The organism is Pedobacter agri (assembly GCF_032678665.1).
GTDB classification, from domain to species: Bacteria; Bacteroidota; Bacteroidia; order Sphingobacteriales; family Sphingobacteriaceae; genus Pedobacter; species Pedobacter agri_A.
The window spans coordinates 290,819-304,811 of sequence record NZ_JAVTSH010000005.1 but is presented as its reverse complement, the minus strand read 5'-3'; the positions used below and the strand labels follow the sequence as shown (position 1 = coordinate 304,811).

The window sequence follows — 13,993 nt, the reverse complement described above, 5'->3', positions numbered from 1 at the left end:
AAAAATTAGCGAAATGCATTTCGCAAAACAACTTCTTTTTCTACCTTTGTGCCGGGCAAGTCTTTTACGACCAGCTCCCTTTGAACTCCCCCAGGATGGGAACATAGCAAGGGTAGAAGGTTGTAGCGGTGCGATAGAAGGTGCTTGCCCTTTTTTTCTTTTCCCTTAATGCCTCCGATATATAATCGGAGTAAACTCTGAAGGGGGAATTAAATTCTTCAGGGTTCAATTATTGAAACTCAAATATTTAAGAATTTATAACCATGAAATTTTTTATTGACACAGCTAACCTTGATCAAATCAAGGAAGCGCAAGATCTTGGCATCTTAGATGGCGTAACCACCAACCCTAGCTTAATGGCTAAAGAAGGTATTACCGGCGAAGAAAATGTTATCAACCACTACAAAGCAATTTGCGATATCGTTGACGATAACGTTAGTGCTGAAGTAATTTCTACAACTTTTGATGAAATTATTAAGGAAGGTGAAGCATTAGCGGCATTGAATCCTAAAATTGTTGTTAAGGTTCCAATGATTAAAGATGGCGTAAAAGCGATCAAGTATTTCTCTTCAAAAGGAATTAAAACCAACTGTACTTTAATTTTCTCAGCAGGACAAGCTTTATTGGCAGCTAAGGCTGGTGCAACTTATGTTTCTCCATTTTTGGGTCGTTTAGATGATATTTCGAGCGATGGTTTAGTTTTAATCGAAGACATCAGAACTATTTTTGATAACTACGGTTACGAAACTCAAATTTTGGCTGCATCAATCCGCGGACCATTACATATTGTAAACTGTGCAAAATTAGGTGCTGATGTAATTACTGCACCTTTAGCTGCAATTGTTGGATTATTAAAACACCCATTAACAGATAGCGGTTTAGCAACTTTCTTAGCAGATCACGCTAAAGCGGCTGGTAAGTAAGCCCAAAGTTTAAAGTAAAAATTTTAAAGCGTACTTTCAAGAAAAAGTCCTAAGTTTAGAATCACATCGATTCGAAACTTAGGACTTTTTTTACACCTATTATCTATCTATTTTCCATCTCCTATCTACCCTTTTCCATCTTCCATATCACATCACCCATGTTACATGGCAAGTACTTCTTTCACTTTCTCATAATTAATCTGTTCATCAGGCTCGATTAAAATCCCCTTCACCCCTGCCCCATTTGCAGCTTCTACATCCCTGGGTTTATCGCCGATCATTACAGATTGTGCAGGATCAATATCATACATGTCAATCGCATCTAAAATCATTCCCGACGCTGGCTTACGACATTTGCACTCACCTCCAACGGTTGGGTGATGCGGGCAATAATAAAAGCCGGCAATATCTGCACCCTTCGCTACAAACGCATTCCTTAACATTTGATGCATAATTGCCAGTTCCTGTTCAGAATATCTTTTTAATGCTATTCCTCCCTGATTGGTGATTACAATTAATAAATATCCTTCATCATAAAATTTCTTTAACACAGGTATTTGATAATCCAAAATCTTAAAATCTTCAACACGACAGATATAATCGTAAATTTCGTGGTTCAAAACACCATCACGATCAAGGAAAATTGCTTTATTCATATAATATTACTTTGAAAATTGGCGCAAGATAGTTTAAAAATGAAGAAATAAAAAAGGCCAGGGAATTCTGGCCAATAAAAAACGCTTTATTTCTTCATCCCCACCTGATGCCCTTTTATTGCAAAATAGATAATGTATAAATAAGCTGGAATCATGGCTAATAAAAATGCATGCTGAAAATCGATGTGCATCTTATCCTTTAAAAAGCCATAAACCAAAGGCCAGATGGCACCTCCGGCTATCCCCATAATCATAATGGCAGAACCTGTTTTGGTGAATTTGCCCAAGCCCTTGATTCCGAGTGGAAAAATAGCTGGCCACATTAAGGAATTTGCCAAACCTAACAGTGCCACTGAATAGTAGGAAACATAACCTGCTGTGAATGCTGATACAACCGTTAATAACACACCCGAAAGGGCACAAATTCTGAGCGCCATTTGTTGCGAGATAAATCTTGGAATGGTTGCTATTCCTAAAACGTAGCCCACTAGCATACATATTAAAGTAAACGAGGTCGAAAATCGCAATATATTAGCATCAATGTTCAGTTCACGGCCATAGGTGTTTATGATATCGCCAGCCATAACCTCTACTGCAACACAACAGAAAATGGCAAGTGCGCCTAAAAATAGATGTGGATACTGGAAAATACTATTTTTAGCCGTTGTTTGCCTTGCAAGATCATCTTTTTCAACTACCGCTTCATCATCTTCTGCATTTACTTCCGGTAAGTGGACAAATTTGATGAGCACTGCAAAAAGCACAAACACCACTGCTAACACAATGTAGGGAGTATGTACACGGTGCAAGAGTTCATCTAATATGGCATTTTTGACAACGGGATCAGCCGTTGCATCTAATTTCGCAGTTACCTCTTTGGCGTTATCTAAAAACAATAGTCCAAAAATAATGGGCACCATTACGCCAGCCCCTTTGTTGCACAAACCTGCAATGGAAATCCGTGCAGCAGCACTGTCAATTGGCCCGATGATACTTAAATAAGGATTTACAGCCGTTTGCAGCAATGCCATTGCTGATCCCTGAATGAAAATGCCTGCAAGAAATAATCCGAAACTTCTATTATCTGCTGCCGGAATAAAAACAAGTGAGCCCAAGCCTAATATCACCATACCTAATACGAGTCCGTTCTTAAAGCCCAATTTTTTCAAAATCCAGGAACTTGGCAATGCCAGAAAGAAATAAGCGATATAAGAGGCAAATGTGACAAAAAATGCCTGCAAATCGGTTTTTAAGTTTAGCGCTAACTTTAAAAAAGGAATCAGCGTTCCGTTTGCCCAGGTGACAAAACCAAAAATAAAGAAAAGTGCACAGCAAATGATCATTGGTAATAATGCTGTTCTCTTTTGAGTTTCAGGTGAATTAATCATTGTAAAAAGTAAGTTTAGTTGGTTGGTTCAGTTGATACGACCAAACTAAGCAAATAAAATCTATTTTTTTTACTCAAACGTTTGCGTGATTTTCGAATTTTAAAATAGCAAGTGTTCCTCTCTCTGGTGTCTTGTTGCCGTACATTCATGCATAACCTGAGACTGCTATGCCCTAAAGTCTAGCCTACACCTTCATTAAAATTTAAACAAAAAAAACATCGATGATAGAAAAAATAAGCAGCTGTAATAATTAATTCCCTTATAAATCAATACAGTAGCACTTTTCGCATATTTTTATTTGCAGGAGATATATTTGAACCCTATATTTGCATCACTTTAAAGGAAACGGACAACGTTTTTAAACAAAGTAGATTCCGTAGCTCAGCTGGTAGAGCATTACACTTTTAATGTAGTGGTCCTGGGTTCGAATCCCAGCGGGATCACAAAAAACCTCACAGGAATGTGAGGTTTTTTTGTTTAGAATCATTTTTTTCGCTAATCCTTCCTATCGAGGAATACTCGTCCTGAACAAAATTTCTTACTTTAGTGAGAATCAATTCCATCTTGTTCATCTAAACATTCCATCATGAAAACATTATTACTGATTTTTTTTGTCGCCATTGGCATCCAGTCTCATGCACAAAGTAAAATAGCTGTTGATCAAAAACTAATAGGCAAATGGAAAGCCATTTCTAAAATTGAAATTGAAAAAACGAATGGCGCTATTACAGAAACAGAAAAAGAGCTTTACAAAGCAGGAGAAAAAAGTTACGAGTTCACCAAAAGAAACAGCGTGATCATTGTACAGGGTTTTGGCAAACACAAAGAAGAACTGCCTGCTGTAAGTGATGCTAATAAATTATTTATCGGTAAAGAGAACAAAAATAAAACACCTTATCTGGTTAGCTTTGATCAGGGTAAAATCCGGTTATTGAAAACCGAGACCAAAACAAAAAAAGGCAAAAAGATTATCGAAACCGAAGAGGTTATCCTGACAAAATAGTTTTTAATAATCAAGCCAGTAAACCTAAAATTACTGGCTTGATTAATTTAAAGGTTACAAAGTAGCCATATCAATTACAAACCGGTATCTAACGTCACCTTTTTCCATTCGCTCATAAGCTTTGTGGATATCTTTCATATCAATCATTTCAATTTCAGACACGATGTTATGCTCGGCGCAAAAATCGAGCATTTCCTGAGTTTCGGCAATACCTCCGATACCAGAACCTGCAAGGCTTTTTCTGCCACCCAATAAACTAAACGCAGCAATTTCTGCCGGTTTAGGTGGTACACCCACGCAAATATGCGTTCCATCTGTTCTTAACAATGATAAGTACATATTGAAGTCGTGTTCAGCAGAAACCGTATCCAAAATAAAATCGAAAGTTCCTCTGGCTGCTTTTACTTGCTCAGGATCTGTAGTTACCACAAAATGATGCGCACCTAGTTTTTTAGCATCTTCTTCTTTTTTAGGTGAGGTACTTAATACCGTTACTTCGGCTCCGAAAGCGACGCCAAACTTTACTGCCATGTGGCCCAGGCCGCCAAGACCTAGCACCGCCAATTTATGACCTTTACCAACTTTCCAATGTCTTAAAGGAGAATAAGTGGTAATGCCAGCGCACAGCAGTGGTGCAACCGCAGCCAGATTTAGTTTGTCAGATACATGAAGTACAAACTCCTCTCTTACCACAATCGAATCAGAATAACCTCCATAAGTTGGCGTTTTGCCATCTCGTTCAAGGCCATTATAAGTTTGCGTGTTTCCTTCAAGGCAGTATTGCTCCAAATCCCGTTTACAATTTTCGCAAACCTGACATGAATCAACCATACAACCTGTACCGGCAAGATCACCCACTTTAAATTTCTTAACATGATCTCCTACCTTGACTACCCGGCCAACAATTTCGTGGCCCGGAACCATTGGGAATATACCAGGAAACCAATCATTTTTAATTTGGTGAAGATCTGAATGGCATACGCCACAGAATAATATTTCGAATTGAACATCATGTGGTCCAACTTCGCGACGTTCAAAATTCCAGGGTGCTAAATCCGTTCCTGGGTCTTGTGCCGCGTATCCTTTTGTTGCAATCATCTTATAAGTTTTAATTAACTATACTTCAACAAAAATAATGGCTATTAGTTCCATAAATATTACATATATCAAATCAATGCTTACGAAATTCAAACAATATCATTATTGTGATTACTTTTTCATCAAATATTTAACCTGGAAATAATCATGGTATTCTTTCTTAAAAGTCTGTTTTAAAATCACTACAAACTTTTTCGTTTTAACTTCATATTTCACAATTCCTTGTTCGGTAGCGTAAACCAAATCATCATTTTTATCAATCTCGATGTTCGAAATTGGCGCAAATTGTTTTTCGGTTTTTATAGTTAACGTAATTTTTCCATCCGTATCCAATAAGTAAATTAATTTGCCATTGGTTGCCGTAATTTTGTCGCCGATTAACCTCCATTCTTCAATGCCTTTAAGTTCGGTTTTCCATTTTAATTTTCCATTACTTTTATCAATTGCAATAATGGCGGGCTCGTTTTTATCTTTCTGATTTACAGCAGCCAGAATATAATCATCGTAGATATAGGTCCGGCCATCTTCCTGTATCGAGCTGATGCTGGGATCAGCAAATTCCCATTTAAACAACTTTGGGTTTTTAGCAAATGTATTGTTCGGATCCGTTACATCTGAAACGGGAAGATTATTTTTGCTATCGAAATGCAAGGCATAAAATTTACCATTTTCATCGCCAACATACAGGTTTTTGCTATCACTTTGCATTTGTGCATAAATTGGTTTTACAAATTGGCTTGGCTCTGCATTAGGAAATTCATCTGCACCATCGAAAACGCCATAGCTAGTGCTTGTACCTTCGTTTTTACTGTACATGTTTAGGTAAACCGCCGAATTAACAAAAATAAAATCGTTGTGTAAAACAGGTTTAAAAAGATTGAACACCGTAGGTAAATTTTCTACCCAAATTTTCTCTCCAGTTTTTTTATTGAAGTTATAGAAAGCGGGCACATCCGAACTTTGTGGTTGATTGGTAGAGGAAATGTATACACTGTTCTCAGCTATCAAAGGCTGGGTCATGAACAACGGTTTCTTTGTATTGACGAAAGCCGTGTCCAGTTGTCCGTCCGCTGTGGCTACGGCATCTTCGGCACCATCACCCCCACCTAAAATATGCTCCTGCCACAAAATCTTGCCGGTGTTTAGGTTAAAAGCAACCAATTCACCACTTTCAAAAGGCTGAATCAACAAGTCATCGCTAAGCGAAAACAGGTTTCTGTTTCCCTCTGGATTGTATTTACTTTGATATTGCCATTGGACTTTATTTTGCTCCAGGTTAATATTCATCACTTTTCCGTGTGTAGAAACGATTAAAGTTTCATGGTCGGCAATGGTTTTATCTTCGGCAGGTTGATTGCCACAACTCACAAATAAAAAAGCGCTTGTTAAACCAGCCATCACAAATTTGGCAGTTGATTGTCTAAGATTGGGATTTGATAACATAATTGATAATTTTTGGGATAAATTTTGAAAATGGAAAGTAGATGGATTGCTAATGAAGTTTTTAAAACTACATGCAATACAAACTCGTTTTAGTTGCACCGCTCGATTTGGTTGAAACACTTTTTGCTTGTTTTTCGAAAACGAAATCGATTTTTACCTCGTTTACTTTTGCAATTTTTCCTGGTGGGATAATTTTATCTACCTCATCGTCTTCTCGCTTGCTATCACCGTAGTAAACATATTCGAATACCAGGTTCTCCAGCGATTTATTCACTATGTAATTATTCCATCCATAACTATAACTTACACCATCGATGCTGCTTGGAAATAGCAAAACCTCCTTTTTGTATTCGAACCATTTGGTAAGCGTAATAAAAGTTGGCGTGAACCAATTTATGGGCAATAAAAGAATTAAAAAAGCAAACATCCAATCGTGTTTATTGTCTTGTTTTGTTATCAAACGGGTATAAAACGGTTTTACAACAATTAGCACCGCAATCACTATTAGTAAGATGTTATAGGTTTGTGCAGAAACTATCATAGGTTTTTAGGTTGTTTTTTATACTTTTTTTGAAGCGCAATGCCTGTGATACTATTTAAATTTCTTCCCGCCAACGCTATAATCTTTTGTGGTTGTTGGTATAAATTTTAATGTTTTGTACAACAAAAGTATTTCCGCTTATGTCGGGGCTATTTTTCAAGGTTGTGCATTTTTCCTTCAGTGCGAGGCACGGCCTGTCCCGATTTCTCGTGAAGTAAGGACTATGGGCAATAGCGGAACTACCTTAGCCGAAAGCTTTTCGCTCTCATTTACCCGAAAATAAGCTTCAAACTTTCTACATCGCTATTAATCATGTTAGTTTTATCTCGGTGGTAATTGATAATTTATCAAACCATACTTCTTTATTAAAGTTCCGGAGCCAAAATCTTTTTTCCCGTTTATTTTCTCGTAACCACCACCTCTGCATTCGCATGGACCAACGGGGCCGAACATGCCGTAATTGTAACCTGCAGTATAACTAAACCCCGATAATACATAGTAGCGTTTGCTTATAAAGACAATTATCTTATCATCAACATTGAATTTATCAAATGGTAAGTTTACAATTTGGCTCTCTTTATTGGCTTTATCAAGTACGCTACCAACTACAGCGTCCTTTGTCAATAATTTTCCTTGTTGAAGATAAAAATGTATTTCTTTGAGCTCTTTTTTATCAAAGCCATCAAGCCATATTGGAAAATTTCCATCTACTGTTTTTATCGTGTCACACACTTCTTTTTGCATGCGAATGGCTTCTTTCTTTTTGCTATAGCTGTTCCACTCCACACTGCCCCAAACAAAAGCAACTAACAGCAAAATCAAAGCGATAATCACTGCGATAAAAATTCCTATAATTTTAAAAATTTTTCTTGTCGTCATCATTCCGTTGTTCTAAAACTCACCGGCATTCGATAATTCGACCTCACAAATTTACCCTTAACCTTTGCAGGGGTCCATTTCGGCATTCGCTTTAAAACACGAATTACCTCTTCATCACAACCATAACCCAGTTTTTTTATAATTTCGATGTTGGAGATAGAACCATCAGCCTCAATTGTAAACTTAGCTTGCACCGTTCCGTTTACGCCCTCTTCAACAGCCTCATCTGGGTATTGTATATTGTTGGCCAAAAACTGCCTCGCTTTGTTTATCCCGCCAGGAAACTCTGCTGGAATATCTACCCGATCAGGATGCGCAGAGCTATCATAAGGCGGCAATGGCTCAATTGGCGCTGAGTTTGTAGGTGCAACAAAAGTAGAAACACCTGTTTGCACCGAAAGTAATCCTTTTGCGTTTTGTGTGTAAAGTCGCAAAAAAGTCGCTTTATTTTTATCTTTTTGATAGAAAAAAATCTGATTTTTAATCACTTCGTAACTTCCACTTTTCACCGTATCGCCCGTACTTCTGTTTACAATATGTTTAATCTCTTTACCAATCCTTTGTGTTTTGCCGAGCCTATATAAATTGTAAAAAACGGAATCATTTTTAGCCTTGGCATTGCCTTTACTTAGTATCATAAAGTAATCGGTGTTCTCAAGTTTAAAGACAAAATCTGGCGTTCGGCCTTGGGCATAAATGGACGATGAAAGTGCCAGCAAAGCAAAAAGTAATTTAATTTTTCTCTTTATTTCCATGTTAGTTTTAAATAGATAATTAAAACTAATGTATTAACAGCAGGTATTTTCTCGGCTTTATTATTCGCTAAGTAAAACTTCCCATCCGTTATAACTGGGTTATTATTTGATTAGAAAACCAAAGCAAATATTTTATCAATTACGATAGCGCTGCCATCCGAGTTATCCCGATGAATCAGCCTGCTCAATAGTATCAAGTATAAAAAACAATTGAATTTGCTACTATTAAAGCATCAAGAAACCCATTACCCTATTATCTCTTTAAAAAAGCTGTAGCTTCAATTTTTTCGAATTCCTTCTTATCTTCATCCCATAAATAAGCCATGTAATAAACTTTTTTGTCTTCAAAGTTTTCTTTGCAAACCCCCGCAATAAAAAGACGGCTCATCCAGTTGTACAGTGCCCTTTCTTCTGCAAAAAGGCAAGAGTTTTCTTCGCCCAAAGGCAAATCGTAAATTTTACCATCTCTTACATCTACCATAAAGCCCATAATGCAACTTGCACCGCAACCAAATATTGAGGTTACATAATGACCGCCAAAATTCACTTCGCTGTTTTTGTAAGCTTCAGTTATCCGCGTTCTAAAATCCCTGGCTTCAGGATAACTACTCCAGTCGATTGGTGCATTATCCATTTTTATTTGAGGACCGACTTCATATTTTTCGAAATCAATGCTATCTGCATATACCACCTCAATTTCATCTTTTACATCATGTTTTTTACTTACAGTGTCAACAAAAGAGGTATCGATTTTAGCCGCAACGAGGGTATTCGAAACGCTTGTATCGGCAAGCTGTGGACTAGTTTTGCTGTTGTTATTGCATGCATAGCTCAATGCAATAAGCCCGAATAACAAGTAACTGGTTATGTTTTTCATCAATTTGAAACTTTTACTGTTGTACAAAATATTCTTGCTTGTTATGTGTCTTGCTAAACAGTTTTGTATTCCTGTATTTGAAATTATAATTTGTAGTAAGGTGCAGTTAATATCCGGTAACTAATAAATTTCTCGCCGCTTTTTGGCTACACCTCTGGAATTTGCTGTAGGCCAATGCGGCTTTGCTGCGAGCCTGTTCAGCTGTTCCTCCACTTACGTAACTGCTCAATGCATTATGTAGAACATAGGCCTCAGGTGCCATCAATCCGGTACTCCATACAATTGGATTTGCTTTAGCCTGTGCCAAATGTGGCGCAAAATATTTTTTGCTGATGCAGGCCAGAATAATTGCGTCACGCTGTTTACCATCTGTATTGCTAAAACTCTCATTCAACTGAAAGTCCATTAAACCATCATGACCAATATATGCTACCATCTTCGCATTTCCATTTATGCCAATCGTAGCTTTGTCGATTTTGATGGTATCTTTTAATTGTCCGGCTGCGCTATATAAAAAATCGGTTGTTGTTTTTTTGATGTATTGACCATCATAAGCATCGGCAACGAGGTAATAATTTTTGCTGATGTGTTTAAATACCAAACGCTCCATCCTTATTTTATCGAGCTTCTGCGTTTTCAATAACTTCCATTCTTTACTTTTTTTGAAATAACTTTTAATGCCATATGCACAACCCCAATACAAATTATTTGCCGGATCTTGTCCGTTGCCAATTGCTTTTGGCACAGGCACTATACCCTGGTATCTGTTATCGCAAAGTGCTACAAAAACGTGAATGGTTTTGGTGCCGCCATCGAAATTAACGACATTTTTCATTTGGTTTTGAGTCCCTTTTATTGGCTTTGGTTTTGCATCGCAACTGGTAGCCAGGGCAAGCAGTAAAATGCAGATTTTGAATAGTTTCATACTTGGTTTATTGTTAAGCATTGAACAAATTAAGAATTGTTCCAGATCTCTTTTCCATTGAACTTTTTAGTTTTGATGCGTTTTTGTTCCATCAAAAACCATCTGAAATTTTCTAACTCAGCTGTTGTTTGAAACGACGTTTTAGGGATAATGGAATGTTTTCTGCCGATGTACAAAACAATAAACTCGTCGTTTTCAGCTTTTTTGGTGAATGCTGTCCATTTTACAAAACCATCTGTCTCACGCTTGTTATTTTCCTCCAGTATTCGCTGATGGTAAGCGAGGCCTTCAGTTGTCAGGCTAACCGTAAAATCGCCCTTAAAAAACGGACTCTTTTCAAAGGCATAAACAGGCAGATAGAAATAGTTGAGCGCAACTGCAAGTAAAACAGAAACCCAGATTAAACAAGCTGCCAGCATCATATTTTTTAATGCGGTTAAAAGCAGTGGGCTAATTGATGCTGGTTTCCAAAGCCAATATACACCTCCTACACCAAAAATTACACAGCTAAAAAAAAACAAAAAAAATTTCGCCTTCGGTGTAGGAAAAACATTGAAACGATAGGCTCTTTTAAGTTGATCTTGATTGTAGGTATAATTTAAGGTAATTTGCATTGGATGTGGTTGAATAAGTACAAAGTAACATCAGGGTAAGCTATGGTCTACTTTACCTCCTGCCACTTTATTGATAAATTAGCCAGATACAAGCCAAATTGTTGTTTCTCCTCTGATGATGATAACTTCTGAATTAAATCTGCGGAATTTTTATTCCATTCCAAATAAGCACTTTCCTTTGCGATTATTTCATGCTTATTTTCATTTTTGTATGCCGTTTTATATTCGGTTAACAGTTTCTCAAAAGCTGCAAAATGAGCATCAATTTCAGGGTTGTCGAAATCTGGTTGCTCAGCCGACTGAATTTGTTCAATTCCTTTTGCCCTTCTCTCTTCACTCTTTTGAGCAAGCTCTTCGGGTGTTGCTTTTTTACCTGTAAAAAATAAAATTGAGAAAAACACGGCGAATGATGCAACAGCAATTAAACCAAATACGCCAGCTTTGCCCGATGTATTTTTCCATTTCGTAAACCCCCAATAAGCTAAGCCTAAACCTAAAATGACCATGGCTACCGCTAAACCTACATTTCCTAACAGTTCAAATATGGGGTATAAAATTCGTGGTACATTATAGCTTGCTTGTTTTTTAAAGTAAAAAGTACCCTGACTAAAAATACCAGCACCGATAAATGTGATGGCTACAGCTTTAATTCTCTCGCCAATGTTTAATTTATTGTTATTTTCCATTCTCGTTAATTTAATGAGAATGAAGATACATTTCTTCGAAATTAATTCATGGAAGAGTTATTATTCGTTTAGGCTGGCTGTAAATCTGAATCTATACTGTTATTATTCGCAACGTCAACTACCAATGCTCCTTACTTTTTCTTTTCTGTTTTAACAAGAATAGATTTTCCGTTTTCAATTTTATAATAGGTATAGTGAGTGTAACTGTCGTTTTCATAAATGCGTTCTTCTTTTACCAGAAAAAGCTTTCCATTTTGCCAGCGGAAATATTTCGTCCCCTCATTCCCACTTCCATCCGCTTCAATGGTTTGAGCTTCCTTTTTAACCGCATCAAAAAATATCACACCCATTTCGTTCAATTGTTTGCTTTGGATAAAGCCTCTTTTCTCAGGATGGTAGATGAAATATCGAAAAGAATAATCACCCTTGGCTAAACCAGGATAATAAATAGGGATTTTGAAATCTAAATAACCATCAAAATTCAAATCCTGCAATACAATTTCAGCTTCCTTCGTAAACACATCTTTAAAGTCTGTGAATGCCCAACGAATGCTCTTGTTAATGTAAACCTTCAAAGAAATCAGGTCGAAATAGTATTGCGCATCGGCTGGAATGTAATCTAACTTAGCCCGATTTCGGGTATACTGAAAAACGTAATTTGATGGATCAAATGCCTTCAAATTCTCTCTGGCAGACAACTTGACGGTTAAGTAAGATGCATTTACTGTCGGCTTTTGCCAGCTGCCATTCAAAGAAACCTGATCGATATAGTTCAGTTTAAAATTTCCGGTTGTTTCATATTTGCGCTTCGAGGTGTTGTAGGTATTCTCTTTTAAAGTTAAAACGCCGTCTGTTAACATTCCTTCAAGTATGATTTTTTGAGCATCACCCTTTTTCTTGTAATAATATTCTCCAGCTACGCTATCACTCTTTTGATTGATTTCCAACTTCATCTCTATGGGATATTTATCTATCGAACCGGTGAAATTGATAACCGAAATAATTTTTGCCTCCTGAGCTTTTAGCTCAAAAAAGGAAATTGTTGCCAATAGTATGAGGAGTGTTTTTTTCATTATTAGTGTCAGTATTTTGCTTTTGAAATGTTTGAACAATAGAGACAGCATGCAAAGATTTTAAATCGCATATTGCCTGTTAATTTTTTCTTCCGGATTGATGCTGAACAAATACAGCACGATCAAAAAGAAATATTCTAAAGGTTTCATTAAGATGTAAACTGCGTTTGATGCTTTGGCTGTCGTAATTTTTCGCGATAGCGGATAACCATATTTATCGTAAAAATGTCTAATCACTTTGTGTAATTGTGGAGCATTCTCCTGTATCAATTCTTCGAAAGCATTTGCAATTAACAACTGCCTGTTTACTATAATTTCGTGTCCATGTCTTTTACCTAATCGAAGCGGCTTTACAATTTCAGGCGTTCCACAAACGGCAACGGTACATAAATAATGCCCCTCATGCCCTAGAAATGGTGGATGCGTTTTTTGAGAAAATGTCCAGGTGGTGGTTTCTGTAAATACTTTTGTGATCGAATTAACATCCTGACCAAAAAGCATTAAGATGACCACCACTATCGCGAAAATGGGAAAAAGCATTAGAACAATAAATAATGGTTGCTGCTTCGTATTGGCCAGCTTTTGGTTCAGCAGGTTTAAATATTTGTTACGATAGGTTTTTGTATTGGCCACAACTGCTTCGGTGGTGATCACCTTGGTTAAAACAGTAATACTGGTCACAATATAAGCTATTGGCAAAATCGCAAATAAAAATGTCTCGCCACTTTGTTCTGTATTGGAACTGGTTTGCATGATAACTGCCACACTGATTGGAATACCAATAATGACAAAAACCACAAATAGTGAGAATAGCAAAGGCGGTAGTGCGCTGCCTTTGTACCACAATTTGATTAAGCCAAAAACGGAAAGGCCTAAAAATACAATTAACGTTGGCAGATGTTTGGATGAAAACGGTGTATACCCGCCATCTACGATATCGATGGCAGTATAATAATCATCGCCATTAAATAGCCAAACCAAACAAAATAAAAGGGCCGATAATATAAAAACACTAATGAAAGAAAATTCCCAGATGACGATAACGGGTTTTACGTTTTGCCTTAAAATTTTGTAAAACAGGTAACCCATAACCGGGCAAATAATTAAGAATAGAATGATGAATATTGTCATT

General features: G+C 37.0%; 15 protein-coding genes, 1 tRNA gene and 1 other RNA gene. 4 read left to right on the top strand and 13 right to left on the bottom strand.

The features are described from left to right. Nucleotides 1–53 precede the first annotated feature (53 nt). Nucleotides 54–153, top strand: an RNA gene (ffs, locus tag R2Q70_RS12535) — signal recognition particle sRNA small type. A gap of 110 nt (nt 154–263) precedes the next feature. Continuing rightward, complete coding sequence (fsa, locus tag R2Q70_RS12530; protein WP_090496409.1) at nt 264–923, top strand: fructose-6-phosphate aldolase; 660 nt, start codon at nt 264–266, stop codon at nt 921–923. Nucleotides 924–1,084: 161 nt separating this feature from the next. Here fsa and R2Q70_RS12525 read toward each other — a convergent pair whose 3' ends face one another. Next, entirely contained in the window at nt 1,085–1,579 is a 495-nt protein-coding gene (locus R2Q70_RS12525; RefSeq protein ID WP_316807920.1) for an HAD family hydrolase, read from the bottom strand. Between the two features lie 86 nt (nt 1,580–1,665). Then, a complete protein-coding gene (locus tag R2Q70_RS12520) occupies nt 1,666–2,967 on the bottom strand; it encodes a sugar MFS transporter (protein WP_316807919.1) in 1,302 nt (433 codons plus the stop codon). A 370-nt stretch (nt 2,968–3,337) separates the two neighbouring features. On the opposite strand from R2Q70_RS12520, the gene R2Q70_RS12515 reads away from it, so the two are divergent. After that, nucleotides 3,338–3,410 (top strand) — tRNA-Lys (locus R2Q70_RS12515). A 143-nt stretch (nt 3,411–3,553) separates the two neighbouring features. Beyond that, nucleotides 3,554–3,970, top strand: coding sequence for a hypothetical protein (locus R2Q70_RS12510; protein WP_316807918.1), 417 nt, complete (start codon nt 3,554–3,556; stop codon nt 3,968–3,970). A gap of 54 nt (nt 3,971–4,024) precedes the next feature. Here R2Q70_RS12510 and R2Q70_RS12505 read toward each other — a convergent pair whose 3' ends face one another. The 11 genes from R2Q70_RS12505 to R2Q70_RS12455 all read right to left on the bottom strand — a co-directional run bounded on the left by R2Q70_RS12505 (nt 4,025) and on the right by R2Q70_RS12455 (nt 13,992). Next, nucleotides 4,025–5,068: an NAD(P)-dependent alcohol dehydrogenase gene (locus R2Q70_RS12505; protein WP_316807917.1), complete on the bottom strand. Its 1,044-nt coding sequence runs from the start codon at nt 5,066–5,068 to the stop codon at nt 4,025–4,027. Between the two features lie 111 nt (nt 5,069–5,179). Then, nucleotides 5,180–6,511 carry a PQQ-binding-like beta-propeller repeat protein gene (locus tag R2Q70_RS12500; RefSeq protein ID WP_316807916.1) on the bottom strand — a complete coding sequence of 444 codons (1,332 nt, stop codon included), beginning with the start codon at nt 6,509–6,511 and terminating at the stop codon, nt 5,180–5,182. Nucleotides 6,512–6,578: 67 nt separating this feature from the next. After that, nucleotides 6,579–7,052, bottom strand: a complete 474-nt coding sequence (locus R2Q70_RS12495) for a hypothetical protein (RefSeq protein WP_316807915.1) — start codon at nt 7,050–7,052, stop codon at nt 6,579–6,581. A 321-nt stretch (nt 7,053–7,373) separates the two neighbouring features. Further along, nucleotides 7,374–7,934, bottom strand: coding sequence for a hypothetical protein (locus tag R2Q70_RS12490; RefSeq protein ID WP_316807914.1), 561 nt, complete (start codon nt 7,932–7,934; stop codon nt 7,374–7,376). Continuing rightward, complete coding sequence (locus R2Q70_RS12485; protein WP_316807913.1) at nt 7,931–8,686, bottom strand: TonB family protein; 756 nt, start codon at nt 8,684–8,686, stop codon at nt 7,931–7,933. The genes R2Q70_RS12490 and R2Q70_RS12485 overlap by 4 nt, the downstream gene beginning before the upstream one ends. 253 nt (nt 8,687–8,939) lie before the next feature. Further along, nucleotides 8,940–9,563: a hypothetical protein gene (locus tag R2Q70_RS12480; protein WP_316807912.1), complete on the bottom strand. Its 624-nt coding sequence runs from the start codon at nt 9,561–9,563 to the stop codon at nt 8,940–8,942. Nucleotides 9,564–9,669: 106 nt separating this feature from the next. After that, the gene (locus tag R2Q70_RS12475; protein ID WP_316807911.1) at nt 9,670–10,488 is read right to left on the bottom strand and encodes a hypothetical protein; all 819 of its coding nucleotides are present in this window, start codon (nt 10,486–10,488) and stop codon (nt 9,670–9,672) included. Between the two features lie 29 nt (nt 10,489–10,517). Beyond that, on the bottom strand, nt 10,518–11,102 hold the full coding sequence (locus R2Q70_RS12470; protein ID WP_316807910.1) for a YcxB family protein: 585 nt from the start codon (nt 11,100–11,102) through the stop codon (nt 10,518–10,520). Nucleotides 11,103–11,149: 47 nt separating this feature from the next. Continuing rightward, complete coding sequence (locus R2Q70_RS12465; RefSeq protein ID WP_316807909.1) at nt 11,150–11,788, bottom strand: hypothetical protein; 639 nt, start codon at nt 11,786–11,788, stop codon at nt 11,150–11,152. Nucleotides 11,789–11,919: 131 nt separating this feature from the next. Further along, on the bottom strand, nt 11,920–12,861 hold the full coding sequence (locus R2Q70_RS12460) for an XAC2610-related protein (protein ID WP_316807908.1): 942 nt from the start codon (nt 12,859–12,861) through the stop codon (nt 11,920–11,922). A 60-nt stretch (nt 12,862–12,921) separates the two neighbouring features. Then, the gene (locus R2Q70_RS12455; RefSeq protein ID WP_316807907.1) at nt 12,922–13,992 is read right to left on the bottom strand and encodes a DUF6688 family protein; all 1,071 of its coding nucleotides are present in this window, start codon (nt 13,990–13,992) and stop codon (nt 12,922–12,924) included. Between the last annotated feature and the right edge of the window lies 1 nt (nt 13,993).

What these genes read in the sequence shown, in the direction of transcription:
- fsa (WP_090496409.1), top strand. Translation starts at nt 264, where the DNA reads ATGAAATTTTTTATTGACACAGCTAACCTTGATCAAATCAAGGAAGCG.
- R2Q70_RS12525 (WP_316807920.1), bottom strand. Translation starts at nt 1,579, where the DNA reads ATGAATAAAGCAATTTTCCTTGATCGTGATGGTGTTTTGAACCACGAA.
- R2Q70_RS12520 (WP_316807919.1), bottom strand. Translation starts at nt 2,967, where the DNA reads ATGATTAATTCACCTGAAACTCAAAAGAGAACAGCATTATTACCAATG.
- R2Q70_RS12510 (WP_316807918.1), top strand. Translation starts at nt 3,554, where the DNA reads ATGAAAACATTATTACTGATTTTTTTTGTCGCCATTGGCATCCAGTCT.
- R2Q70_RS12505 (WP_316807917.1), bottom strand. Translation starts at nt 5,068, where the DNA reads ATGATTGCAACAAAAGGATACGCGGCACAAGACCCAGGAACGGATTTA.
- R2Q70_RS12500 (WP_316807916.1), bottom strand. Translation starts at nt 6,511, where the DNA reads ATGTTATCAAATCCCAATCTTAGACAATCAACTGCCAAATTTGTGATG.
- R2Q70_RS12495 (WP_316807915.1), bottom strand. Translation starts at nt 7,052, where the DNA reads ATGATAGTTTCTGCACAAACCTATAACATCTTACTAATAGTGATTGCG.
- R2Q70_RS12490 (WP_316807914.1), bottom strand. Translation starts at nt 7,934, where the DNA reads ATGATGACGACAAGAAAAATTTTTAAAATTATAGGAATTTTTATCGCA.
- R2Q70_RS12485 (WP_316807913.1), bottom strand. Translation starts at nt 8,686, where the DNA reads ATGGAAATAAAGAGAAAAATTAAATTACTTTTTGCTTTGCTGGCACTT.
- R2Q70_RS12480 (WP_316807912.1), bottom strand. Translation starts at nt 9,563, where the DNA reads ATGAAAAACATAACCAGTTACTTGTTATTCGGGCTTATTGCATTGAGC.
- R2Q70_RS12475 (WP_316807911.1), bottom strand. Translation starts at nt 10,488, where the DNA reads ATGAAACTATTCAAAATCTGCATTTTACTGCTTGCCCTGGCTACCAGT.
- R2Q70_RS12470 (WP_316807910.1), bottom strand. Translation starts at nt 11,102, where the DNA reads ATGCAAATTACCTTAAATTATACCTACAATCAAGATCAACTTAAAAGA.
- R2Q70_RS12465 (WP_316807909.1), bottom strand. Translation starts at nt 11,788, where the DNA reads ATGGAAAATAACAATAAATTAAACATTGGCGAGAGAATTAAAGCTGTA.
- R2Q70_RS12460 (WP_316807908.1), bottom strand. Translation starts at nt 12,861, where the DNA reads ATGAAAAAAACACTCCTCATACTATTGGCAACAATTTCCTTTTTTGAG.
- R2Q70_RS12455 (WP_316807907.1), bottom strand. Translation starts at nt 13,992, where the DNA reads ATGACAATATTCATCATTCTATTCTTAATTATTTGCCCGGTTATGGGT.